The organism is Citrobacter sp. RHBSTW-00944 (genome assembly GCF_013615435.1).
In the GTDB taxonomy this organism is placed as follows: domain Bacteria; phylum Pseudomonadota; class Gammaproteobacteria; order Enterobacterales; family Enterobacteriaceae; genus Citrobacter; species Citrobacter braakii.
The window spans coordinates 2,779,574-2,802,375 of record NZ_CP055418.1 but is presented as its reverse complement, the minus strand read 5'-3'; the positions used below and the strand labels follow the sequence as shown (position 1 = coordinate 2,802,375).

23 protein-coding genes and 2 tRNA genes are annotated in these 22,802 nt (G+C 52.8%); 13 read left to right on the top strand and 12 right to left on the bottom strand.

All coding sequences use genetic code 11. The annotated features are described in order from the left end of the window. Positions 1-5 precede the first annotated feature (5 nt). From HV334_RS13490 to ydhT, 4 genes are all read left to right on the top strand, one after another. Entirely contained in the window at positions 6-671 is a 666-nt protein-coding gene (locus HV334_RS13490; protein ID WP_046274687.1) for a YdhW family putative oxidoreductase system protein, read from the top strand. Positions 672-735: 64 nt separating this feature from the next. Beyond that, positions 736-1,404: a 4Fe-4S dicluster domain-containing protein gene (locus tag HV334_RS13485; protein ID WP_016152923.1), complete on the top strand. Its 669-nt coding sequence runs from the start codon at positions 736-738 to the stop codon at positions 1,402-1,404. Then, the gene (gene phsC / locus HV334_RS13480; RefSeq protein WP_019076690.1) at positions 1,401-2,186 is read left to right on the top strand and encodes a thiosulfate reductase cytochrome B subunit; all 786 of its coding nucleotides are present in this window, start codon (positions 1,401-1,403) and stop codon (positions 2,184-2,186) included. The genes HV334_RS13485 and phsC overlap by 4 nt, the downstream gene beginning before the upstream one ends. Positions 2,187-2,189: 3 nt before the next feature. Continuing rightward, a complete protein-coding gene (gene ydhT / locus HV334_RS13475) occupies positions 2,190-3,002 on the top strand; it encodes a protein YdhT (RefSeq protein ID WP_016152925.1) in 813 nt (270 codons plus the stop codon). A 9-nt stretch (positions 3,003-3,011) separates the two neighbouring features. Here the strand turns inward: ydhT and HV334_RS13470 are convergent, their stop codons facing one another. The 5 genes from HV334_RS13470 to HV334_RS13450 form a co-directional block, all read right to left on the bottom strand. Continuing rightward, the gene (locus HV334_RS13470; protein ID WP_019076692.1) at positions 3,012-3,689 is read right to left on the bottom strand and encodes an ABC transporter permease subunit; all 678 of its coding nucleotides are present in this window, start codon (positions 3,687-3,689) and stop codon (positions 3,012-3,014) included. Beyond that, positions 3,679-4,464: an amino acid ABC transporter permease gene (locus HV334_RS13465; RefSeq protein ID WP_181220484.1), complete on the bottom strand. Its 786-nt coding sequence runs from the start codon at positions 4,462-4,464 to the stop codon at positions 3,679-3,681. Before HV334_RS13465 ends, HV334_RS13470 begins: the two co-directional genes overlap by 11 nt. Next, positions 4,464-5,282, bottom strand: a complete 819-nt coding sequence (locus HV334_RS13460; RefSeq protein ID WP_181220483.1) for an amino acid ABC transporter ATP-binding protein — start codon at positions 5,280-5,282, stop codon at positions 4,464-4,466. The genes HV334_RS13465 and HV334_RS13460 overlap by 1 nt, the downstream gene beginning before the upstream one ends. 1 nt (position 5,283) lies before the next feature. Further along, positions 5,284-6,117 carry an ABC transporter substrate-binding protein gene (locus HV334_RS13455; protein WP_047417771.1) on the bottom strand — a complete coding sequence of 278 codons (834 nt, stop codon included), beginning with the start codon at positions 6,115-6,117 and terminating at the stop codon, positions 5,284-5,286. A 204-nt stretch (positions 6,118-6,321) separates the two neighbouring features. After that, positions 6,322-6,462: a hypothetical protein gene (locus tag HV334_RS13450; RefSeq protein WP_016152930.1), complete on the bottom strand. Its 141-nt coding sequence runs from the start codon at positions 6,460-6,462 to the stop codon at positions 6,322-6,324. 331 nt (positions 6,463-6,793) lie between these two features. Between HV334_RS13450 and HV334_RS13445 the strand changes: the two genes are divergently transcribed. After that, on the top strand, positions 6,794-8,275 hold the full coding sequence (locus HV334_RS13445; RefSeq protein ID WP_181220482.1) for an APC family permease: 1,482 nt from the start codon (positions 6,794-6,796) through the stop codon (positions 8,273-8,275). Positions 8,276-8,296: 21 nt separating this feature from the next. On the opposite strand, the gene HV334_RS13440 is transcribed toward HV334_RS13445, so the two are convergent. Then, complete coding sequence (locus HV334_RS13440) at positions 8,297-8,995, bottom strand: cache domain-containing protein (protein ID WP_049281872.1); 699 nt, start codon at positions 8,993-8,995, stop codon at positions 8,297-8,299. 24 nt (positions 8,996-9,019) lie between these two features. Continuing rightward, complete coding sequence (locus HV334_RS13435; RefSeq protein ID WP_016156385.1) at positions 9,020-9,745, bottom strand: GntR family transcriptional regulator; 726 nt, start codon at positions 9,743-9,745, stop codon at positions 9,020-9,022. Between the two features lie 317 nt (positions 9,746-10,062). Here HV334_RS13435 and HV334_RS13430 point away from each other — a divergent pair, with 317 nt between their 5' ends. From HV334_RS13430 to HV334_RS13415, 4 genes are all read left to right on the top strand, one after another. Further along, the gene (locus tag HV334_RS13430) at positions 10,063-11,490 is read left to right on the top strand and encodes a gamma-aminobutyraldehyde dehydrogenase (RefSeq protein WP_047499621.1); all 1,428 of its coding nucleotides are present in this window, start codon (positions 10,063-10,065) and stop codon (positions 11,488-11,490) included. Positions 11,491-11,501: 11 nt separating this feature from the next. Beyond that, positions 11,502-11,975 (top strand): ester cyclase, encoded by a 474-nt coding sequence (locus HV334_RS13425; RefSeq protein ID WP_181220481.1) that lies wholly within the window; start codon positions 11,502-11,504, stop codon positions 11,973-11,975. A gap of 88 nt (positions 11,976-12,063) precedes the next feature. Then, positions 12,064-13,956, top strand: coding sequence for an FAD/NAD(P)-binding protein (locus HV334_RS13420; protein WP_181220480.1), 1,893 nt, complete (start codon positions 12,064-12,066; stop codon positions 13,954-13,956). A gap of 3 nt (positions 13,957-13,959) precedes the next feature. Further along, positions 13,960-15,168: a cytochrome c gene (locus HV334_RS13415; protein WP_181220479.1), complete on the top strand. Its 1,209-nt coding sequence runs from the start codon at positions 13,960-13,962 to the stop codon at positions 15,166-15,168. A 47-nt stretch (positions 15,169-15,215) separates the two neighbouring features. Here the strand turns inward: HV334_RS13415 and HV334_RS13410 are convergent, their stop codons facing one another. Further along, a complete protein-coding gene (locus tag HV334_RS13410) occupies positions 15,216-16,691 on the bottom strand; it encodes a PLP-dependent aminotransferase family protein (RefSeq protein WP_046274905.1) in 1,476 nt (491 codons plus the stop codon). A 106-nt stretch (positions 16,692-16,797) separates the two neighbouring features. Between HV334_RS13410 and puuE the strand changes: the two genes are divergently transcribed. The 4 genes from puuE to HV334_RS13390 all read left to right on the top strand — a co-directional run bounded on the left by puuE (position 16,798) and on the right by HV334_RS13390 (position 21,032). Beyond that, positions 16,798-18,060 carry a 4-aminobutyrate transaminase gene (puuE, locus tag HV334_RS13405; RefSeq protein ID WP_046274906.1) on the top strand — a complete coding sequence of 421 codons (1,263 nt, stop codon included), beginning with the start codon at positions 16,798-16,800 and terminating at the stop codon, positions 18,058-18,060. Between the two features lie 176 nt (positions 18,061-18,236). Next, a complete protein-coding gene (locus tag HV334_RS13400) occupies positions 18,237-19,292 on the top strand; it encodes an ABC transporter substrate-binding protein (RefSeq protein WP_181220478.1) in 1,056 nt (351 codons plus the stop codon). After that, positions 19,279-20,283 (top strand): iron ABC transporter permease, encoded by a 1,005-nt coding sequence (locus HV334_RS13395; protein ID WP_047499609.1) that lies wholly within the window; start codon positions 19,279-19,281, stop codon positions 20,281-20,283. Before HV334_RS13400 ends, HV334_RS13395 begins: the two co-directional genes overlap by 14 nt. Continuing rightward, the gene (locus tag HV334_RS13390) at positions 20,280-21,032 is read left to right on the top strand and encodes an ABC transporter ATP-binding protein (protein WP_181220477.1); all 753 of its coding nucleotides are present in this window, start codon (positions 20,280-20,282) and stop codon (positions 21,030-21,032) included. The genes HV334_RS13395 and HV334_RS13390 overlap by 4 nt, the downstream gene beginning before the upstream one ends. On the opposite strand, the gene HV334_RS13385 is transcribed toward HV334_RS13390, so the two are convergent. The 4 genes from HV334_RS13385 to HV334_RS13370 form a co-directional block, all read right to left on the bottom strand. Beyond that, positions 21,001-21,741 carry a substrate-binding domain-containing protein gene (locus HV334_RS13385; protein ID WP_181220476.1) on the bottom strand — a complete coding sequence of 247 codons (741 nt, stop codon included), beginning with the start codon at positions 21,739-21,741 and terminating at the stop codon, positions 21,001-21,003. The genes HV334_RS13390 and HV334_RS13385 overlap by 32 nt on opposite strands. A gap of 198 nt (positions 21,742-21,939) precedes the next feature. Beyond that, positions 21,940-22,016, bottom strand: a tRNA-Val gene (locus HV334_RS13380). Between the two features lie 4 nt (positions 22,017-22,020). After that, a tRNA-Val gene (locus HV334_RS13375) sits at positions 22,021-22,097 on the bottom strand. Positions 22,098-22,296: 199 nt separating this feature from the next. Further along, positions 22,297-22,779 (bottom strand): glutathione peroxidase, encoded by a 483-nt coding sequence (locus HV334_RS13370; protein WP_137352083.1) that lies wholly within the window; start codon positions 22,777-22,779, stop codon positions 22,297-22,299. Positions 22,780-22,802: the final 23 nt, after the last annotated feature.

The following is a 22,802-nucleotide window of genomic DNA, read 5'->3' as shown; positions in this document are numbered from 1 at the left end:
GCGAGATGACTAACGTGAGCGACGTTCTGACCCCCGTTGAGGCGTTTCCTGACGAAGTGGATAGCCGAAAGAGACAGTGGCTGCAGGCGTTTCACCCGCCTGTAGAACAGATGAATGCGCCCCAGGTTCAGGAACCAGCCAGCCCGGAGTCGATTGTGGCAGATTTTATCCGTCAGCATTCAGCATCGGGGCAACTGGTGGCGCGCAGTGTCTTTTTGCTGCCGCCTTATTCGGTTCCTGAAACCGATCTTTCCGCGCTGCTGGATGTGCTGGGCCAGGACGCGAATGGTGCGGATATCACCTGTGTGCAGGGTGCGGAAGAAGCATATTTCTATTCGACGCAAACCATGACGGCAAATTACGCCGACATGTGTGTGCAGGTGGTGGAAAACGACATCTGCCGTGCGATTGCCGAGGCGGTACGCTTCGACTGTCGAACGTATCCTCGCCCTTATAAGGTCGCCATGTTGACGCAACCGCCGTATCGCTTTGAGTCTCAACAGATTGCCGCTGCGCTCACGGCCATGGAAACGCATCCCGATTATGCAGATATACGGACTGTGGAATCGTCAAATGCGGAGCCTTATTTGTTCAGCGAACGTTTTATGAGTTATGGCAAAGCGTACGGCCTGTGCGAATGGCTTGAGGTTGAGCAGTATCAGAACCCCTGAATTATTCAGGTTGATGTCATGGAACGTGTGGACGACCACTGTCACAGTATTAGAGGATAACCCGATGTCCTTCACCCGACGAAAATTTGTCATTGGCATGGGGACGGTGATTTTTTTCACTGGCCCAGGTCAAAATCTGTTAGCGAGTACCAGGAGTTCTAAAGACGTACATTACGTCATGATTCACGATGAATCACTGTGTAACGGATGTAATATCTGCGCCCGCGCATGCAGGAAAACCAATCATGTTCCTGCGCAGGGTAGCCGTTTGTCGATAGCTCATATTCCGGTTTCGGACAACGACAACGAAACGCTGTATCACTACTTCCGTCAGTCCTGCCAGCACTGTGATGATGCCCCCTGTATTGAGGTGTGTCCGACCGGCGCCTCATGGCGAGATGACAACGGCATTGTGCGGGTAGACACGTCTTCCTGTATCGGCTGCAGTTACTGTATTGGCGCGTGTCCTTATCAGGTGCGTTATCTCAACCCGCAGACCAAAGTGGCGGATAAATGCGACTTCTGCGCTGAATCTCGTCTGGCGAAAGGTTTCCCGCCGATCTGTGTTAACGCCTGCCCGGAACATGCGCTGATTTTTGGTCGCGAAGATAGCCCGGAAATTCAGACCTGGTTGAGAGAAAATAAGTATTACGAGCATCAACTTGCAGGCGCCGGGAAACCCCATCTGTATCGTCGGTTCGGTCAACATTTGATTAAAAAGGAAAATGTATGAACGCGTCGCAGAATGCCGAACAGTTTCACGCCCAGCTTGCACAGTATGTTCCCCTGTTTTCACCGGACTACTGGCCTGTGTGGTTGGTCATCGCCGGGTTAATGCTGGTGGGGATGTGGCTGGTGCTGGCGCTACACGCCATGCTGCGCTTTCGGGCCGCGCATAAAGCGTCGGCAGGGCACGGTGAGAAAGTCTATTTATACTCGAAGGCCGTTCGTTTGTGGCACTGGTCGAATGCGCTGCTATTTCTGCTACTTCTGGTCAGTGGCCTGGTCAATCACTTCTCCGTCGTCAGTGCGTCGGTGATGAAAAGCCTGCTTACCGTGCATGAGGTCTGCGGCTTTTTGCTGCTCGCCTGCTGGATTGGCTTTGTCCTGATCAATCTGATTGGCGGCAACGGGCATCACTATATTATTCAACGTCAGGGCTGGATCGGACGAGCACAAAGACAAACGCGTTTTTACCTGTTTGGCATTATGCAGGGCGAGTCACACCCATTCCCGGCATCAAAGCGTTGTAAATTCAACCCGCTACAGCAGGCGGCCTATGTTGGCGTGATGTATGGCTTACTGCCACTGCTGTTGATCTCAGGGTTGTTATCGCTCTATCCGACGGTTGTCGGTGACCTGTTCCCCGGCGTGCGTTACTGGTTGCTCCAGGCGCACTTCGCGCTGGCAATAATCAGTCTGTTTTTCATTTTTGGGCATCTTTATCTCTGCACGACAGGTCGTACGCCGGGCGAAACTTTCAAGTGTATGGTGGATGGCTATCACCGGCATTAAGCGATGATGATTACGCGAAGTGACTTACGGGCCTGGCGCGTTGGGCCCGTAATGTATCGCTGGTTTCTACGCGCGTTTCCAACTGGCGGAAGCTACGCTGATGTCCATCGTGCGCTCCAGCGGGAAGGGTATACAGACTGGGCAAATAGCCTGGTGGAATACGGCTGGTCAAAATGGCGGGAAGAGGCGAGTTTTGCCCAGCAGGATATTCGCGCGATGGGTAATATTTCCCGTGTGCAAACGGCGGGGGAAATCAGCCGTCCGCTGGCGAGTGCGGAAGATAATGCCCGATTCAGTTGTGCAGGCGATAACGTTAAAATCACCAGCGCCGGGTATGCCGCACAGATCGCCAGCGCAGGTTACAGCGCACGTATTGGTAGCGTAGGCTATAACGCGCATATCGGCAGTTCAGGCGATCGCGGGCGAATTGCGGTTGCGGGAAATTCGGCACGTATCAGTAGCGTGGGTGACGGGACGCGTATCGCCAGTACCGGCATGCGCGTACGCATCAGTTCGCTCGGCGACAGAAATCGGATTGCCTGCGGTGGTGATTTAACCCAGTTGGCCTGTTTTGGCGCAGAGTCTAAAATCGCCAACTGCGCCGACAACATCCACATTATTGCCAGCGGAGAGAACGCCGTTGTTGCCAGTACCGGTGTTGTCGATTCGATAATACTCGGTCCCGGCGGTTGCGCGGCGCTGGCCTATCACGATGGCGAGAGAATGCGTTTTGCGCTTGCCGTTGAGGGGGAAAATAACATCCGGGCGGGCGTGAAATATCGGCTCAACGAAGACCACCAGTTTGTGGAATGTTGAGCCGTGATCTCATTTTAGCGCGAAGCGGCGTTGGGTGATTTTCTCCAGGCTCAGGCACAGCAGGTAATAGACCAGTCCGGTAAAGATAAAAATGGCTGCCGGATAGATTTGTACCCGGCTGTTAACCTGACCCGCAACCGTTGTGAGTTCCGGCACGTTAACGATAAACGCCAACGACGTGTCCTTCAGTAATCCAATAAAAATCCCCGTCAGCGATGGCAGTACGTTACGCAGCACCTGCGGCAATAAGATAAGCCACAGGGCCTGATACGGGCGAAAACCCTGAACCACGGCAGCATCATATTGCCCGCCAGGCAGCGCGCTAATTCCTGCATACACTGAGTGCATGACCGAGGCGGCGGTGAACCATGCCAGCGCCAGCGTCACGGTAACGGCTCCGGGGAGATCGCTTCCGGTCAGCATGGGTAGCAAATACCACATCCAGAAAATCACAAAGATTAGCGGAATGCCGCGAATAAACTCCGCCCAGATAAACAACCCGTTGCGAACCGTGCCTGGAAAACGCCAGGCGCAGCAGGCAAGAACTATCCCACCAGGCAAGGCCAGCAGCGCCGCGCCGAGAGCCATCAACAAAGTGAGCAGAACGCCGCCGGGTTGTCCATCCGCCACCCGTCCCCACAGGAGATAATCAAGATTGTCGGTAATGACCGAAATGTTAGCGATCATGCAGTATGCTCCTGACGCTGAAGATACGCGTTTTAACCTTGGACGATTTACCCGATGCAGGCCGTGGGCCAAGACGCGTAAGCAGCATACCCAGAACGATGCCGGTGAACAGATAGAGCGCAGTGCCAACAGCAAAGGCTTCCAGCGCGTGCGCGTTGTAGCTCTCAATTTGCCGCACCTGGTAGGTGAGCTCAGCAAATCCAATACCGCTGGCAAGCGAGGAAAGTTTCATCAGGTTAAGGTATTGCCCAACAATGGGTTGCCAGGCGTTCGCCAGTCCCTGAGGGAGCAGAATGTGACGAAACGTCGCCCAGGATGAAAAACCCTGCGCCACGGCAGCCTCACGTTGTCCGGGAGAAACCGCCTGTAAACCAGAGGCGATCTCCTCGACCAAAAATGCCGAGGTAAATACGCCCAGCCCCCATGCTGAACAGATAAACTCTGGTGTTAACCACCAGACATCGCCTGGCAGAATAGACCAGGGATGCTCTGCATTGATGAAGCTAATGACGTTGCGGGGCAGCCAGTTCCATGCGGCAAAATACCAGAACATCAGTTGCACCAGTAAAGGCGTGTTGCGAAACACCGAAACCCATACACTGACCACCGCTTTGTTGAAGCGATTGCCCGTCAGACGCAGGCCGAGTAGGAAGATGGCAATGAGCGTGGCGAGTACGACACCTGCCAGTGTCACCCAGAGCGTGGTGAGAAAACCGGAAATTATCCATTGCAGAGGTTGCCCGCTCAGCACTCCCTGCCAGTCCATTGCAAGCATTATAGCGATGACTCCTGGTGTAACGGGTCGAGCACTTTTTTCAGGAAACGCTGGGTTTTCGGGTGCTGTGGCCGGGTGAAAAAATCCTCCGGCGCGGCCACTTCAAGAATTTCACCGCCATCGATGAATACCACGCGATCGGCAATCTCACGGGCAAAATGCATTTCATGGGTCACGACGATCATGGTGATACCGCTGTGGGCCAGGTTTTTCATCACCTGTAATACCTCGCCGATCATTTCTGGATCCAGCGCGGAGGTGGGTTCATCAAACAGAAGGATTTGTGGCGATGAGGCCAGCGCGCGGGCAATGGCCACGCGCTGTTGCTGCCCACCGGACAACTGTGCGGCATAAGCGCTCGCTTTTTCTGCTAGTCCCACCTGATCCAGCAATTCGAGTGCCCGACGCGCCGCTGCCGCCTTGTTCCAGCCGTGAACATATTCCAGCGCCAGCGAGATATTCTGATGCGCTGTCAGATGCGAATAGAGATTGAATTGCTGAAAAACGAAACCGATACGGCTGCGTAACTGGCGTAATGCAGCCCCGCGCAACTGACTAATTGGTTTGTCATCAATGAAAATCTCGCCACCGCTGAGCGACTCAAGCTGGTTGATAAGGCGTATAAGCGTGGATTTTCCCGAGCCAGAAGGGCCCAGAATAGTCACCACTTCACCGGGTTCAACTGACAGGCTGACGCCGTTAAGTACGGTGTGAGTGTCAAACTGTTTGATGACATTGCGCAGTTCGACGCTTGCCTGGCGCAAATGGTTAAAATCCGCCGCGGAAACTGCACAACGATGAAACAGGGCTGAGAGCATATTACTTCGCTTCTATTTTAAAGGCGCGGGGTTGCGGATTTTTGGTTTCAGGGCCAAACCAGACATCATAAATTTTTGCCGCCTGCCCGGTAGATTCCAGCCTCAAAAGCTCATCATTGACGGCTTTTAACAGCGCTGGCTCACCTTTTTTCACTCCCACGCCAATCTCTTCTTTGCTCAACAGGTCAGGCAGAATTTTGAAATCTGCTTTATCCGGCGCACCGCTTAATAGACCGGCCAGAATCGTACTGTCCTGGGTGATGGCCTGAACATTGCCATTGCGTAGCGCGGTTAACGCCAGTGGAATATCGTCGTAGGCCAGCACACGTGACTGCGGGAAGCGCTGATGTAGCGCCTGCTCACCGGTAGTGCCTTTCACCGCACCGATTCGCGCTTTGCTGTATGCATCGAGCTGGTCCGGGGATTTGGCCGGTACCAGGAACTGCTGCCCGGTAACAAAATAGGGGACGGAGAAGTCAATGACCTGCGCCCGCTCAGGCGTAATCGTGATATCCGCCACGATTAAATCGGCTTTACCGGATTGTAATAACGGAATGCGGTTTGCCGGATTAGTCGCTACCAGTTCCAGTTTTACGCCGAGGGATTTCGCCAGCGCTTCAGCAAAATCAACGTCATAGCCGACAATCTTATGCGTTTTGGCATCGACGGAGCCAAACGGCGGATTCGCGTCGAATGTCGCAACTTTTACTACGCCTGCGGCTTTGATATCGGCCAATTGGTCAGCCTGAGCCTGCGAGGCGGCAATGCCGGTGGCCAGCAGCACACCGAGTGCCAGCAATGTTTTTTTAGCGCGATAAGTTTTCGTTGCCATCATGATGTAAATCCCTGTCGTTTTTGGTTTGTGCTTTTTACGCTCCCATAACTTACGTTCAGGACAAAATAAGAAAAAATTCTTATCTATTTACAAAATGTTATTAGTGAAAGCGGTGTTAACAATGGGTAAACGCGATGGGATATGTAGATAAGAGGAGGGGCATAGTCTGGCGGTAAAAAAACCGGCATTGCGCCGGTTTGGAAATCAGATTTTACAGGCGTCGCCGCAGTCATTATCAGCAATAATGTCCTGCGCTTTCTTGTCTGCATCTTCCAGACGTTCAGCATTACGCTCTTGTGCTTCTTCCAGTCCATCAAAGACCAGATTATCGAGATCAATTTCCATCATTCACCTGCTCAGGTTCAGCGTTTAACATCACATTATTATATTGCAAAAATGTTGCTTAACAGCAGCGATTCTTGCTACTTAGCGTCGAACTCAATTCGGGGTGCCTGTTTACCCGCCAGTTGACCAACAATTCGCCATTGCTAAAGAACCGTGAAGCGGAAATACCGAAAAATGCTTGTGCCCTCGACTGTTCTACCCCCACCTTTTAATTAACGTGATGCGCGATCATTTTTAACAAATTAGCGACAAAATCACTATACATATAACTTAATATCTTTTATACATTAATTGTTCAACCCTGCGACTATTCCACAAAAGAGAAAGCTATATGGAACAGACACCTGATAAGAAAAACGATAATTTTCAAAAAGATGGCAAAGAACAGTTCAATCGCTCGATCGGTCTTATTTCAAACTTTGCGTTGGGTTTTACCTACCTTTCGCCGCTTACCGCCGTCTATTCGCTGTTTGCACTGGCCGTAACGCTGGCGGGGCCGCCCGCAGTCTGGTGGATTTTAATCGTCGCATGTGGACAACTTTTAGTGGCGTTGGTGTTTGGTGAGGTGGCTTCCCAGTATCCGATAACCGGCGGGCTTTATCCCTGGGCCAGAAGGTTATGGGGCAAGAAATATGCGTGGATCGCTGCCTGGATTTACCTGTGGGCCCTGGTGGTCACCATTACGTCAATCGCGGAATATACGTCAACATTTGTTGAGTCGCTCTTCCACTATGGTCAGACGCCAGCCACTATGTTGGCGACTTCCGTCCTGCTGCTGCTTTTGATGATGGCTGTTAATATGTCCGGGACTAAAAATCTGGCTCGGGTCGCAAAAATTGGCTTCTGGTGTGAAATCGTTAGCGTGATTGCGCTGGGAATTTATCTGCTGATATTCCACCGTTCGCAGCCATCCTCCGTTATTTTTGATTCGATGGGCGTGCTGGCGCATGACGGCAGCTATTCCACCGCATTTATGTCTGCCGCGCTGATGGGGCTGTTTATGTTCTTTGGTTTTGAGGCCTGCGGTAACGTTGCGGAAGAGGTACAGAATCCAAGTAAAAAGATCCCGGTTGCGATGATTTTGAGCATCGTATTTGGTGCGATTTCGGCGATTATTTCCGTCATGGGATACCTCCTGGCTTCACCAAATCTGGTCAGTATCGTGAATGGCAAAACATCTGACCCGATTCCGGCCATCCTTAATGAAGCTCTTGGTGAAACTGGTGCAACTATCTTTATCATCGTCGCGATTGTGGCGATGCTGTCGTGCATTTTGTCTCTGCAGGCTGCGTTAAGCCGCCTTATCTTTTCTTTCTCCCGTGACAGAATGCTGCCGGGAAGTGAGTGGATGTCAAAGATCTCTAAAAATGGCGTTCCGGATAATGCCATGGTTGTTAGCTGTCTGCTGCCAGTCATCATCTGCGTTTGGGTCTATTTCCAGCCAGACAACCTGTCGCGTATTACCGCGTTTGCCGTCATCGGTATTTATATCTCGTTCCAGATGGTTGTGCTTGCCGCACTGCGCCAGCGCCTGAAAGGCTGGAAACCGGCCGGGGAGTGGACCATTGGCGGTTGGGGCGTGATTGTGAACGTGCTGGCGCTAGCCTATGGATTGTGTGGGATCTGGTTATTGGCGCAACCGGCAGACAGCAGCGATTTCATCGACCGTTGGACGGTACTGTTCGGCCTGGCGATTGTCGTTGGCTCCGGGCTTATCTATATGTTCCTGACCCGACCGTTTGGTCGCTCTGCGGCGCCGGAAAACGACGCCATTGCCTACGCTAACAAGCTGAATATGGGGCAGGATAACTAAACACTAAGGGCCTTCGGGCCCTTAGTTTTGATAGTGATAAAGGATAAAGTAGTCGCTCTGATAAACAACGGTACTGTTTGCGGGAGAGAGTAATTCACCCACGCGAAAACGTGGCCAACTGGAAAAGATAATTCTGTTTTCCAGATTGGTCAGAATGACATAGTCAGGATGAGCGCAGGAGAGCAGTTCGGCCTCAATCTGACTGACCAGCAGATCGACGGCGGCAACGCCAAGAAACTGATCGTTGTAGTAGATCGGCACTGCCGAGGTCAGGGTGTAGGAAATATTGCAGATATAGTCGACGTAGGGACCGTGGATATAGGCTTTTCCTGCCGGAGGTGAGTGCTTAAACCACTCGAAGGTTCTGAAATCCAGACGTTGCTGGGTGGCCTGATCTAAATCGAGGTTTGCCTGACTCAAACCATTATCTTTCTTATACCACCATTCCAGCAGCCAATACTCTTTTGTGGTGGCAGTGCTCTCAATATGGCTGGCGAACCCGGCCCCTGAACAGTAATGATTGTTACTGAGGGTGCGCTTGATGTGTTGCTGAACGGTAGATCTCACCGATGGATCGAGGACAACTTCTGCTGAGGCCTTTTGCACCCCGGAAATCGCCTCATGGATGCTCCTCGCCAGCGCAACGGTAGAATCTACGGTAGAGGCGGTAATATCATCAATCTTACGAATTAATGCGCTTAAGGATGTCGAAGAGCTCATTGTCTGTCCTGCCTTCACTGATTGTCAGTTCGAGTTATATTTCAGCTTTTTTTCAATAAGGTAATAGGTAAACGTGTCGATGATCCGTGTGGCAAGCTGCACGGATTCTGCCTCGTTGTGAGCAGCCAGCGCATCGGCCAGTGCCGAGTAAAGCGCAATAATTTCGGCATGAATGTTGTCTGCGCGATAAAGTATCGCCACCAGCGATGCCCATTCAGCCTGGACCTGCAGCTCCTGATTGGCCAGTCGCGCGGAATGTGAACTGGCAGCTATCGCCAGTAGACAGCGCATATCGGCCTGGGTCATCAGCTCTGGTGAGTTTGCCTTGCTGAGCACCTCAACAAACTCGCGAAATTTGGCGATATCCGCGCCGGTCATCCGTCTGGAAGCCAGCCTTGCGCTATGGCTGATAATGGCGCAATGCATTTCGCCCAGGTCAGAAAGATAATCCGTACTGATCGCTTTGAACGGATGCAGGGCGCTGTTTTTGCCATCAATATTTTCGCAAACGAAGCTCCCGCCATTACGACCACGAACCGTATGGATAAGATTATTAGCCCGAAGCGTGTTTAGCGCTTCTCTGATAGTGATATGTGAGACACCCATCATCTTTGCCAAATCAGTTTCGTTGGGGAGCTGTTCTTTTGGCTCCAGCAACCCCGTGATAATGGCGTTTGACAGGCGCTGCACTATCTGGTCTGAACGACTGACCTGCCCGATAGGCGCAAATATGACCGCGTGAGTAATCATAATCTTTTCTGCACTCAATTCCCTGAAACAACGACCATTTTTAACACATGCCCGTCAGGCAAGGAAGGTAAGAATGGCCGAGTTATTTTACATGCCTATGCGCAATGTCACTGCACAAGCGGATGTGTGTGTCCCGATAACCTCATGATGAGCTGAGCATAAAGCCTCAGCTCACAATGAAAAGCCTTATCCCGAAAATGTAAAAATTAAGTTAAAAATGCGAGGCTTATCATAGTGTCAATGTTGCGCATTTGAAAATCTTTTACAATATATATATTACATAAGATTCTTTATGTATTAACGGGCAGGAGACAGACATGAAAACCCTGAAGCATTTTATCAATGGGCAATATGTAGCAGGTCGTAGCGAAGATACCTTCGAACTGGTGAGTCCGGTCGACGGCGAAACGTACGCATTATCACCCAACGCCAATGCGAAAGAGGTGGAGCAGGCCTACTCGGCGGCGGAGGCGGCGTTTAGCATCTGGCGAAAATCGACGCCGGCACAGCGGCAAAAGGCGTTATTGCAACTGGCAGATGAGATTGAACGAAACGTTGAGCGGCTGGTGAACGCGCAGAGTCAGGAGACCGGTCAGCTTCGCCATTTTATTGAGAAGGAAGAGATCGCGGCATCCTGCGATGCCATCCGCTTTTTTGCCGGTGCGGCGCGCTGTCTTGAAGGGAAAGCGGCAGGGGAATATTCCGCCGGGTTTACCTCGACTATCCGCCGTGAACCGCTGGGTATCGTTGGCCAAGTCACGCCATGGAACTACCCGTTCATGATGGCGGTATGGAAGATTGCGCCAGCGCTGGCAGCAGGCAATACGGTCGTATTAAAACCCAGCGACACTACGCCGGTCAGCACGCTGCTGTTGGCTGAACTGGCCGCGCCGTTGTTCCCAAGAGGGGCGTTTAACGTCGTATTAGGTAAAGCCAGTACCGGTTCGCTGGTGGTTTCAAACCCGAAGGCCTCACTGGTTTCGATTACCGGTTCGGTCCGCGCGGGTCTACAGGTTGCGGCTTCGGCTGCGGCGAACCTGACCAAGGCGCATCTGGAATTGGGCGGGAAAGCGCCTGCTGTGGTGTTTGCTGATGCAGATATGGACAAGGCGATCGCGACGATCACCACGGCAGGTTTCTTCAATGCTGGCCAGGATTGCACGGCGGCTACGCGTATTCTGGTCGAACAATCCATCTACGCTGAATTCCTGGAAAAGCTGGTTCAGAAAACGAAGAGTATTAAATTTGGACCGCCAGCGGATCAGGCTGCGCTATATGGCGCATTGAACAGTAAAAACCAACTGGAGCAGGTGAAAGGCTTTATTGCGCGTTTACCGGCACATGCAAAAATTGAAACGGGTGGGCGTGCCGGGCCAGGTCCGGGCTTCTATTTTGAGCCGACGATCGTCTCCGGATTGCATCAACATGACGAAGCTATTCAGCATGAAGTATTTGGACCGGTAATGACTATTCAGCCGTTTTCGACTGATGAAGAGGGTCTACACAAAGCGAATGATGTGGAATATGGTCTGGCCGCCAGCGTTTGGACCAGTAACCATGGTCGCGCACAGCGCTTCAGCATTGACCTCGATTTTGGCACCGTGTGGATTAACAATCACATTCCTCTGTGCGCCGAAATGCCGCACGGCGGGTTCAAAAAATCGGGTTATGGCAAAGATCTCTCATCCTACTCGCTCGAAGAATATACCCGGGTGAAACATATCATGTGTGACATTTCTGAATAGAGAGGATTTCGATGAAAACATTAAACATAGCGGTGCTTTCATTCGTGATGTTCTCGGGCTATAGCCTGGCAGAAAGCACATCGCTGAATACCGTTAAAGAGTACATGGCAGCCTGGAATGCACACGATGCTTCGCGAGCCGCGCAATATCTTGCTGATGACGCAGTCTATTATGATGCCGCCGCTGGCGAACCGATAAATGGCAGAGAAAAAGCTGAAAAAGAGGTTATCGGTGCCTTTATTAAGGCGGTGCCAGATCTGAGCTGGAAAATGGTCGGCAAACCCGTTTACGACGAAGATACCGTGGCGTTTCGTTGGGAATTTTCAGGCAAAAATAGTGGCGAATGGGCAGGGAGTCCGCCGACAAATAATCCGATAAAATTTGAAGGTGTCAGCTATATTCATGTTAAAGCAGATAAAATCACCTGGCAGGGCGATTATTATGATTCTAAAAAACTGGATGAAGAGTTAAAGCCAGGGAAATAGTCGGCTGTACCCCTTTATTACTATGAAGGGGGACATCTCTTATTTGTGTCGTATTTAGGGCAGTGTGTAGCAATAAGGAAAAAAGTTAATGGCAATTACCAGACGTGATTTTCTCAACGGCGTCGCGGTGACTATTGCGGCGGGGCTTACCCCGCTGGAATGGGTCAGGGCGGCAGGAAAGGGAAACGCATTTATAGATGGAAATTATTATCCGCCTGGGCTGACGGGGCTGCGGGGTAATCATCCTGGATCGTTTGAAATGGCGCATGCAGTAGGCCGCGAGCATAAACATTTTGATTTAAACGCTCTGCCCGTTGAGGAAGAGTATGATCTGGTGATTGTGGGCGGCGGTATTAGCGGGCTGGCTGCCGGTTGTTTCTGGCGCCAGCTTGCCGGGCAAAATAGCCGGATCCTGATCCTCGATAACCATGACGATTTTGGCGGACACGCCAAACGTAACGAATTTACGAGCTCAGGTAAGAAATTACTCGGCTATGGCGGTAGCGAAGCATTCCAGTCGCCCGCGCACAATTTCAGCCCTGAGGTGCAAAAACTGATGGAAACCGTGGGCGTCAGCGTCACGCGGTTAAAAGAGAGTTTTGACGTAAACTTCTACCCCGACTGGCAGCTCAGTCGCGGTGTTTTCTTCGACAAAAAGAATTTTGGCGAGACAAAAATCGTCAGCGGCGATCCGGGGCGCGCGGTATCTGATGATATCCCGCCGAACAGGCTCAATGGCCGTAAAATTGAAGACTTTATCAATGATTTTCCGCTAAGTGAGCACGACCGAAAGGCGTTGATCGACCTGCACGTCCATCCTGGCGACTATCTTCCGGGCATGACGGTCGATGAGAAAATGGAATGGCTGGATACCCACAGCTACAGTGAATTTTTGGCCACAAAAGTTGGTTTGAGCAAAATGGCGCTGCTCTATTTTCAGCAGCGTTCTAATGACTTCTTTGCCATCGGCATTGAAGGCATTTCCTGTAGCGATGCCAGAGCGTGCGCATTACCCGGCATGGAGGCGCTGGGAATACCGCCGTTGGACGGCGAGTCGCTGGCCGACCTCGAAGAGCCGTATGTTTACCATTTCCCTGACGGTAACGCCGGGCTGGCCCGACTGTTAGTCAGGTATATGCTGCCGGATGCGCTACCGGGTAACACGATGGAAGACTCTATCCTTGCCAGACTGCATTACGAAAAGCTGGATCTGCCGGAAAACACCACGCGCTTGCGTCTGAATAGCACGGTGATTAATGCGGCCAACACAAAGGATGGCGTGGTGGTGACCTATCTGCGTGACGGCAAAATGCATCGCGTGCGCGGTAAAAACACCATCATGGCGGGCTATAACATGATGATCCCGTATCTGGTGCCTGAGATGCCGGAACAGCAGCAAGCGGATCTCAAACTGAACGTGAAGGCACCGCTGGTGTACACCAACGTGGTGGTCAAAAACTGGCAGGCGTTCAAACAGCTTGGTGTGCATGAATTTTACTCTCCGGCGGCACCTTACAGCCGGATTAAGCTCGACTATCCGGTCAGCATCGGCGGGTATCAACACCCGGCCTCACCGGACGAACCGATGGTCATTCACATGGTCTATGTGCCTACTTATCCGGGCAGTAATCTGTCGGCCAGAGAGCAATTCCGTCTGGGGCGAGCGTATTTACTGGGGACCACATTTGCGACGCATGAGGAGATGATTCGCTCCCAGTTGCAGGAAATGTTTGGCTCAACGGGCTTTGATAATCAACGCGATATCACCGCCATTACGGTTAACCGCTGGGCGCATGGCTATGCGTATTACGCCAACGCGTTGTTCGATGATATGGATAAAATGCCAGAAATTATCGAGCGGGCGCGTCAGCCAGTTGGTCGCATTGCCATCGCTAATTCCGATTCTGACTGGGGCGCTTATGCCCATACGGCCATCGACCAGGCATGGCGTGCGGTTAATGAACTCAAGGATATGGGGTGATCTATGCGTAATGTAACCGTTCTTGCCGCCTGTTTGTTTACCGCCTCTGTGAGTGCAGCGGAATCTAATGGCGAATATATCGCCCGTATCTCTGACTGTGTGGCCTGTCATACCACCGAAGGGGGGGCGGCGATGGCGGGTGGCAAAAAGTTTCCTACTCCGGTAGGGGATATTTATTCGACCAACATTACCCCAGACAAAACCCAGGGTATTGGTAATTACTCATTCGAGGATTTTGACAAGGCCGTACGTCAGGGAATTGCCAAAGATGGTCATCCGCTCTATCCGGCCATGCCTTATCCCTCTTACGCGAAACTTTCTGATGACGATGTACAGGCGTTGTATCGCTATTTTATGCATGATGTCACCCCCTCTGCGCAGCCCAATAAAGAGAATGCCATTCCGTGGCTACTCTCCGCCCGCTGGCCGCTGCATATCTGGAACTGGCTGTTTACCGACGCGCCAGCGACGGCTGTAGAACGTGCAAAAACGGATGACAACGCTGCGTTAGTAAAACGGGGCGCTTATCTGGTGGAAGGTCCCGGACACTGCGGTTCTTGCCATACCCCGAGAGGCATGGCGATGAACGAAAAAGCGTATACCAATGCTGATGCCGAGTACCTGAGCGGCGCGATGATCGACGGCTGGTATGCGCCTTCGCTGCGCGGCACGGGAATGTCTGAGCAGGAATTAAAATCGCTGTTGCTGACCGGTAAAAGCAAGCATGCCGCGGTTTCAGGTTCGATGGCTGAAGTCGTTACGCAGAGTACACAGTATCTGACCGATGACGATGCCACGGCGATCGCGCAATATCTGCTGAGCCTGAAAAGCGAGAAGCCTGAAACGGTGCGCGCAGCGGCAACTACGGTGTCCTGGTCGAATTCACCCGAGGCGGGCAAAGTGACCTATAACCGCTACTGCTCCACCTGTCACGGTCTGGAGGGGAAAGGTACGGATGATAACGTCCCTTCTTTGATCAACAACCCGCTGGTGATGGTTGATGACCCGACGCCGCTGTTCAGAGTGATTGCCCACGGCGCAGAAACACCGACAACGCGTGGCAGCGTCTCCTTTAAGATGCCGGCTTACGGTGGCATGTTAAGCGACAACGAAATGCGCGACGTGATTAATTACGTGCGTAAAAGTTGGGGAGAAGGGAATGGCGAAGTAAGCCAGGAGGACCTGGCAGGGATTAAAAAAGCGTCACATTAAACAGCATGTCGGATGGACAAGGTGCTTGCAGCGCCATCCGGCAGTGCTTAAACGGCGTTTACTCTGATAATACCCACCAGTCGGGTAAACGCCGCCGCCATTTCATGCTCTTCGATACTGGCAAATCCCAGCAGCAGGCCGCTGCGTTTCTCTTCATTCACGTAATAGCGAGACAGCGGGCGCACCAGCAGCCCTTGCGCATTTGCCTGTTGGGCAATGACAACGTCATCGCTCCCGACGGGCAACTGTAGAATCATGTGCAGCCCGGCGTTGCTGCTGAAGGAGCCAAGATACTGCTCGCCCAACTGGCGGCTGATAAGCTCCACCAACGTTTGGCGGCGACGACTGTACAACTGGCGCATTTTACGAATGTGCGCCGCGTAGTAACCCTCGCGGATAAACTCCGCCAGCGCTGCCTGAATCAGCAAATGTCCACCACGATAGAGGTCGTTATGAACCTTCTTCAGCGGCGCGGCGAGCGGTTTGGGCAGTACCACATACCCGAGCCGCAGTGCGGGATAGAGTGTTTTACTGAATGTCCCGATATAGATGACCGGCGTCTCTTCTTCCAGTCCCTGCAATGATGGAATTGGCTGGCCGGAAAAGCGAAACTCGCTGTCGTAGTCATCTTCCACGATCCAGCTTCGCGTTTCACGTGCGCGAAAGAGAAGTGCCCGACGGCGGTTGAGGCTCATTACCGAACCGAGCGGATATTGATGTGACGGTGTCACAAAAATCAGCTTTGGCGCAGATTCGCCAGCCTCCGGCGGCACCATACCTTGTTCATCAACCGGGATCGCCGAAAAGTTAACCGCATTGATGCGCAGAATATTTTTGATTCCCCAGTAGCCCGGCTCCTCAATCCAGGCGTTATCCCCCGGGTTGCATAGCGTCCGGGTCACCAGATCCAGCGCCTGGTGAATACCTTCAGTAATCAGAATTTGCTCCGGTGAACACCGTACCCCGCGTGCGGTGCGCAGATAGTCTGCCAGTGCTTCTTTCAGCTCAGTCACGCCGCCTGCGGCATCGTAAGTGAGAAACTCCGGGCGTAACCGTCTCGCCAGCCGATCCTGAATTTTTTTGAGCACCCGGTGAGGGAAATGCTCCACATCAGGTACGCCTGGAATAAATGCGCCCCATTGACGAGGGCTGGCGCTGGCATGGCCCAGCAGCTCAAGGCAGCGGGCAGATAAGCGGGTGTGATCCTCCAGTGTGGCGGCAACGGGCTCTTTGTGGGGACGCAGGTCAAGATTGTCCAGCACGCTGTCGGTGACAAATGTGCCGCTGCTGGTGCGCGCAGAAATATAACCTTCGGCCTGCAATTGCTCGTAAACCCGCAGGACGGTATTGCGCGATAGCGTCAGTTCGCCTGCCAGGTCACGCGACGGAGGCATTCGGGTCGCCGGTTTCAGGCTACCTTCGAGGATGCAACTGCAGATGGCGGCATACAGGCGACGATGCAGCTTTTCATCGGTCTGCTGGCTAAATGCCTGCTTGATCACATCTCCGGCAAGTGAACGCATTTGGATCCTTAAAATAAAACAATTTGGCTCTCGATTAAAGTACCAGATGGCGTCTAAATTTAAAGGGTAATTCAACCTAAATGTATTAATGGACAAGGTGTAGAGAATGAACAATAAAAACCTGCAACAACGTCGTCTGGATGCCACCCCGCGTGGCGTGGGTGTAATGTGTGATTTTTATGCCCAGTCAGCAGAAAACAGCACAATTACCGATATCGAAGGCAATCAGTACATTGATTTTGCCGCCGGGATTGCCGTGCTGAACACCGGACACCGTCATCCTCGCCTGGTGCAGGCAGTCGAAGCGCAACTGCAGGCTTTTACCCATACGGCTTATCAGATTGTCCCGTACGAAAGCTATGTGTCTTTGGCGGAGAAAATCAACGCCGTTGCGCCAATCGACGGCAAGCGCAAAACCACATTTTTCACCACCGGGGCTGAAGCGGTCGAAAATGCGGTGAAAATTGCGCGCGCACATACCGGCCGTCCTGGCGTTATTGCTTTTGGCGGCGGTTTTCATGGGCGTACCTACATGACGATGGCGTTAACCGGCAAGGTGGCGCCGTATAAAAAAGGGTTCGGCCCGTTCCCTGGCTCCGTTTACCACGCACCGTATCCTTGCGAGTTGCAGGGGATTTCTACGGCGGACTCCATCAAAGCGATTGAGCGCCTGTTTAAAGCCGATATCGATCCCACTCAGGTCGCGGCGATTATTTTCGAGCCCGTCCAGGGGGAAGGGGGCTTCGTGGTGGCGCCGCCGGAGTTTGTGGCTGCCATCCGCCGTATTTGCGACGAGCATGGCATCGTGATGATCGCCGATGAGGTGCAAAGCGGGTTTGCTCGTACGGGCCAGTTGTTTGCGATGGACCATTACGCTGATAAAGCTGACCTGATGACTATGGCAAAAAGCCTTGCAGGCGGCATGCCGCTGTCTGGCGTCGTGGGCAAAGCTGAAATTATGGATGCGCCTGCGCCGGGTGGTCTGGGCGGAACCTACGCCGGAAACCCGCTGTCAATTGCGGCAGCTCATGCGGTGCTGGATATCATTCGTGATGAACAGCTGTGCCAGCGTGCGGCAGCTCTCGGCGAACAACTGCGCGCCACACTGACTGACGCGCAAGCCGGGTGTCCTGAACTGGCCGAAGTGCGCGGCTTAGGCTCTATGATCGCCGCTGAATTCTGTGACGCAGCGACGGGAGAACCCAACGCAGCCGCCGCACAACGCGTGCAGAAGAAAGCCCTTGAGCAAGGATTACTGCTGCTGACCTGTGGTCAGTATGGCAACGTTATTCGTTTCCTTTATCCGCTGACGATCCCGCAGGATCAGTTCGCCAAAGCGCTCGATATCATTAAAGCGGCAACCAAATAATCCGTTAGTCCTAGTGTTACCCACAGCCGACGGTGGTCATCACCGTCGGCTTTTTTTGTCGGCATAAATTGATCTTCCTCGTGTGTCGTGCGGTATTTATCGCGAATGGGTTGCCTGTTATATCGTTATATAATTTAATACACATCGTTTTTACTCCGCTATCCAGATGGTATCCCATGTTAACTTTCCGCTCTTTTGTGCTGGTATGCGCCAGCATGTTGTTTGCGTTTTCTGCCCAGGCCGACCGTACGATCACCGACCAGCTTGGTCGTCAGGTCACGATTCCGGACCACGTCGACAAAGTGGTCGTGCTGCAACACCAGACGCTGAATATTCTGGTCCAGCTTAATGCTCAGCAGGACATTATTGGCGTGATGTCGAGCTGGAAAAAACAGCTCGGGCCTGAGTTTGCGCGCTTTATGCCGACAATTGCCACATTGCCGACGCCGGGCGATCTCACCAGCGTGAATATTGAAAGCCTACTGGCGATTCATCCACAGGTGGTTTTTGTCGCCAACTATGCGCCAGCGGAGATGATCCAGCAGATTCAGAACGCCGGTATTCCGGTCGTGGCTATCTCATTGCGCAAGGATGCAGCCGGGCAACAGAATAAAATGAACCCGACCATGGCTGATGAAGAGCAGGTCTACAACGAAGGGTTAAAACAGGGGATTCGCCTGATTGCGGACGTCGTGGGGCGCAAACCGCAAGCGGAGACGTTGATCGACTACGTTTTTGCGGCGCGGGCAAAATTCAATGCGCCGGTCGCAAAAATCCCGGATGCGCAAAAAGTCCGTATTTATATGGCTAACCCCGACCTGATGACTTACGGCTCCGGGAAGTACACGGGACTCATGATGCAGCACGCGGGCGGGCTAAACGTGGCGGCTGCCAGTGTAAAAGGCGCCCATCAGGTTGCGCTGGAACAGGTATTGGCGTGGAACCCGCAGGTAATTTTTGTTCAGGATCGCTACCCGCAGGTGGTAACGGAGATCCAAAACGATCCTAACTGGCAGGGGATTGATGCGGTGAAAAATCATCGCGTCTGGTTGATGCCTGAGTACGCCAAAGCCTGGGGCTATCCGATGCCTGAAGCGTTGGCGATTGGTGAGCTGTGGATGGCCAAAAAACTGTACCCGGACGCCTATAAAGACGTGGATGTTGATGCGCAGGCGCAAGACTACTATCAGCGTTTTTATCGTGTGAACTGGCAGCCTGATGCAGTTAAGTAAGCGCATTTTACTCCAGCAACCACTCTTAATCGCGACGGTCCTGTTGCTGGGCCTTGGTTCGTTGTGCCTCGGACAATATCCGCTGTCGTTAAGAGAAGTCTTTTATCACCTGATGCACTATAGCGACGCTGAAGGGATTGCCGGTCAGGTTATCTGGACGGTCAGGCTACCGCGAATTCTGATGGCGCTGCTAGCGGGTGGGGCGTTGGGGTTATGTGGCGCGACGCTGCAAGGGGTATTTCATAATCCGCTGGTCGACCCGCATATTATTGGCGTGACGTCCGGGGCCGCTTTTGGCGGAACGCTGGCTATTCTGCTCGGCCTGTCGCCGTGGTTGATGATGGGTTCAACGTTTTTCTTCGGTCTGACGGCGCTGGTCCTGGTGTATGCCATTGCTGCGCTGCAGGGGCTGGAGAATACGCTGGTGCTGATCCTGTCGGGTATCATTTTGAGTGGTTTTTTTGCCGCGCTGGTGAGCCTGATTCAGTATCAGGCTGATACCGAAGAAACGTTACCCAATATCGTGTTCTGGCTGCTCGGCAGCTTTGCGACGGCTAACTGGCATAAAGTTCTGCTGTTGGCGATTCCAGTCGGTATCGCTGCGACAGTTTTGTATCAGCTACGCTGGCGGATAAACCTGTTATCACTCAATGATAAAGATGCCCGATCGCTAGGCGTCGCGGTGGTTCCTCTGCGACGCAGCGTTTTGCTGTGCTGCGCTTTTTTAGTTGCCGCTCAGGTAGCGGTCAGCGGCAGTATCGCCTGGGTTGGGTTGGTTATTCCGCATCTGGCGCGTTTGCTGGTGGGGGTTGATCATCGTCGTCTACTGCCGTGCGCCTTCTGGATGGGAGGCGGTTTTATGATTGTGGTGGATGATATTGCGCGTACCCTGATGCACGCGGAGATACCGCTTGGGATCATCACCGCATTATTCGGCGCGCCGCTGTTTGCTTTTTTACTCATCCGCTCCAGCCGCCGGGGGACATCATGAAACCTGCCGCATTGCGTGTAAATACGCTTACCTATGGGTATCGCGCGCCGCTATTTGAGCCGCTTACATTCAGTTGCCAGAAAGGTGAGATCTGGGCTGTGCTGGGACGTAACGGCCTGGGTAAAAGTACGCTGCTCGATACGCTAACCGGCACGCTACCAGCTTTGGACGGCAGCATTGAAATTGACGGCGGGATAGGGATTGTGGCGCAGCATTGCCACCTGCCATTTCCTTATACGGTGAGCGACGTGGTGCTGATGGGGCGGGCACAGCACGTGAAGCTTTTTGCGCAACCCAGCAATCAGGATCAACTAAGAGCGACCCAGGCGCTGGAGCAGTTAAATATTGCCCAGCTTGCTTCCCACTCGTTTAGCTCACTTTCCGGGGGGCAACAGCAACTGGTGATGATAGCCCGGGCGCTGGTGACGGAGTGTCAAACGCTGCTGCTTGATGAGCCGTGCTCCGCGCTGGATCTCGCCAATCAGCAGGTGGTGCTTCAGCTCATCAGCGATCTGGCCCATCTACAAGGATGCAGCATTCTTTTTTCGACCAACGATCCGCTGCATGCGTTACAAATAGCCACCCATACTTTGCTGCTGCTCCCCGAAGGAAAATGGCGGGCAGGGCCAACGGACAGCATTGTGACGGAAGAGAATCTGTTCCAGGCCTATGGCTTACCGCTGCGAAAACTCCGTGTGGAGAACCACCCGACGCCGTTTATCGCACCGCTGTTTTCTGTTCGTCGTTAAGAGGTAAAAACCCGGCGGCGGTAAGAAACGCCTGACCGCCGTTGGAGAGCATGAATTTAACCAGCGCCATCACCTCGTTGGATGCGTCGAGCACCGCCAGTTGGTATTCGCAGCGAATATTGTGCTCATCAGGGATAGCTACATAATGCACGTCGGGTTGGGCGCGCAGCGTATTCGCGTAATGCGCGTAGCCGATAAACAGATCGGCCAGTCCCTGGCGAAGGATCCAGGTGCTCGCCAGTTCACCAGACGGGATTTTCACCGTATCACGCCCACCAACCAGCGGGATGGCGCGCGCCCTAAGCTGTTGTCCGAGTCCTGGCTCCAGTACATCCATATTGTCGAAAAATGCCCAGGTATAGTCTCCGGAAGGGTCGCAGCCGGGCGTGGATGTACCTATTCGTAGCGTTGGGTCGCGGAACAAATCCAGCCAGGCGCCGTTTCGGTTGCTGACCAGACTCAGTTGATTCCAGCTAAAGGTTTGCGTGAGGACAGCTTTTTGCAAAGCCAGCAGGCGTTGCGGGTGCTCCCGATTGGCTGAGGCAAAGAGCGCACACGGTTCACCGGCTTCAATACGCTCGCGTAATAAACCGGCCGGACCATATTCCACTTTCACGTCTATTCCACTATGGCGCGAGAACTGGCTTATTAAAGGGGCAAATGCCAGGCGTAAACTGCCCGCGGCAAACAGAATAATGGAAGAGGGCATGGTATCCGATCTCTGGCGAAAAAGGTTTGCGAAGAGGATAAATGATACGCGCTGAGCATAGCGTTTAGAAGTCTTTGGCCTATCGCTTTGTGCCAGCATCATACGGAGTAATGATCAAGCTTAAGGCTACGAACAGGGGAATAAAAAGAAATTATGAGGTGTAACGAAGGGAAATAGCACCAAATCATAGAAATAATTTGGTGCGTCCGAGTGGACTCGAACCACCGACCCCCACCATGTCAAGGTGGTGCTCTAACCAACTGAGCTACGGACGCAAGATGGTGCGTTCAATTGGACTCGAACCAACGACCCCCACCATGTCAAGGTGGTGCTCTAACCAACTGAGCTATGAACGCAACGTTGTAGGTGACAACGGGGACGAATATTAGCGGCACAGACCGAATGAGGCAAGAGGGAAATAGCATTTTTCTTCCTGAACTCACGCGATTGCAGAGTAATTAAGCAAGTTGATTATATTTTGTTGATTTTGCAGCGTGTTTTTTATTCAGACAGTGAGCAGGGGCATAATGGGGACGGTTTGAATGACAGGTGCGCTCAGACTTTAAGCGCAGCAAGGATCGCGGTTTCTATTTTCTCAGGGGTAGTGAACGGCGCAAAACGCTTGAGCGGTTTGCCGTCACGCCCGATCAGGAACTTAGTGAAATTCCACTTGATACGCCCACCCAGCACGCCGGGTAATTCGTTTTTCAGGTAACGAAACACCGGATGCGTAGCAGCACCGTTGACTTCCACTTTCTCAAATATCGGGAAGCTCACACCGTAGTTGATGTGACAGGTTTGCGAGATGTCGTCGGCCCCGCCGGGCTCCTGATTACCGAACTGGTTGCAGGGGAAGCCAAGCACCACCAGACCCTGCGCGGCGTACTTCTTGTAAAGCGCTTCGAGGCCTGCATATTGCGGCGTGAAGCCACAATGGCTGGCAGTATTGACCACCAGAACCAGTTTGCCAGCGTAGTCGGCCATAGAGACGGGCTCACCATGCAGACGGGTGGCTGTAAGTTGATAAAAGGTGATCATGCCGGAATCCTCAAATAAGATCG

Coding starts and splice junctions, on each gene's coding strand:
- HV334_RS13390 (WP_181220477.1), top strand. CDS start 20,280: ATGAAACCTGCCGCATTGCGTGTAAATACGCTTACCTATGGGTATCGC.
- HV334_RS13370 (WP_137352083.1), bottom strand. CDS start 22,779: ATGATCACCTTTTATCAACTTACAGCCACCCGTCTGCATGGTGAGCCC.
- HV334_RS13450 (WP_016152930.1), bottom strand. CDS start 6,462: ATGGAAATTGATCTCGATAATCTGGTCTTTGATGGACTGGAAGAAGCA.
- HV334_RS13490 (WP_046274687.1), top strand. CDS start 6: ATGACTAACGTGAGCGACGTTCTGACCCCCGTTGAGGCGTTTCCTGAC.
- HV334_RS13435 (WP_016156385.1), bottom strand. CDS start 9,745: ATGATTACTCACGCGGTCATATTTGCGCCTATCGGGCAGGTCAGTCGT.
- puuE (WP_046274906.1), top strand. CDS start 16,798: ATGAACAATAAAAACCTGCAACAACGTCGTCTGGATGCCACCCCGCGT.
- HV334_RS13385 (WP_181220476.1), bottom strand. CDS start 21,741: ATGCCCTCTTCCATTATTCTGTTTGCCGCGGGCAGTTTACGCCTGGCA.
- HV334_RS13455 (WP_047417771.1), bottom strand. CDS start 6,117: ATGATGGCAACGAAAACTTATCGCGCTAAAAAAACATTGCTGGCACTC.
- HV334_RS13415 (WP_181220479.1), top strand. CDS start 13,960: ATGCGTAATGTAACCGTTCTTGCCGCCTGTTTGTTTACCGCCTCTGTG.
- HV334_RS13465 (WP_181220484.1), bottom strand. CDS start 4,464: ATGCTTGCAATGGACTGGCAGGGAGTGCTGAGCGGGCAACCTCTGCAA.
- HV334_RS13445 (WP_181220482.1), top strand. CDS start 6,794: ATGGAACAGACACCTGATAAGAAAAACGATAATTTTCAAAAAGATGGC.
- HV334_RS13430 (WP_047499621.1), top strand. CDS start 10,063: ATGAAAACCCTGAAGCATTTTATCAATGGGCAATATGTAGCAGGTCGT.
- HV334_RS13410 (WP_046274905.1), bottom strand. CDS start 16,691: ATGCGTTCACTTGCCGGAGATGTGATCAAGCAGGCATTTAGCCAGCAG.
- HV334_RS13425 (WP_181220481.1), top strand. CDS start 11,502: ATGAAAACATTAAACATAGCGGTGCTTTCATTCGTGATGTTCTCGGGC.
- HV334_RS13395 (WP_047499609.1), top strand. CDS start 19,279: ATGCAGTTAAGTAAGCGCATTTTACTCCAGCAACCACTCTTAATCGCG.
- HV334_RS13470 (WP_019076692.1), bottom strand. CDS start 3,689: ATGATCGCTAACATTTCGGTCATTACCGACAATCTTGATTATCTCCTG.
- HV334_RS13440 (WP_049281872.1), bottom strand. CDS start 8,995: ATGAGCTCTTCGACATCCTTAAGCGCATTAATTCGTAAGATTGATGAT.
- HV334_RS13485 (WP_016152923.1), top strand. CDS start 736: ATGTCCTTCACCCGACGAAAATTTGTCATTGGCATGGGGACGGTGATT.
- HV334_RS13400 (WP_181220478.1), top strand. CDS start 18,237: ATGTTAACTTTCCGCTCTTTTGTGCTGGTATGCGCCAGCATGTTGTTT.
- HV334_RS13420 (WP_181220480.1), top strand. CDS start 12,064: ATGGCAATTACCAGACGTGATTTTCTCAACGGCGTCGCGGTGACTATT.
- phsC (WP_019076690.1), top strand. CDS start 1,401: ATGAACGCGTCGCAGAATGCCGAACAGTTTCACGCCCAGCTTGCACAG.
- ydhT (WP_016152925.1), top strand. CDS start 2,190: ATGATGATTACGCGAAGTGACTTACGGGCCTGGCGCGTTGGGCCCGTA.
- HV334_RS13460 (WP_181220483.1), bottom strand. CDS start 5,282: ATGCTCTCAGCCCTGTTTCATCGTTGTGCAGTTTCCGCGGCGGATTTT.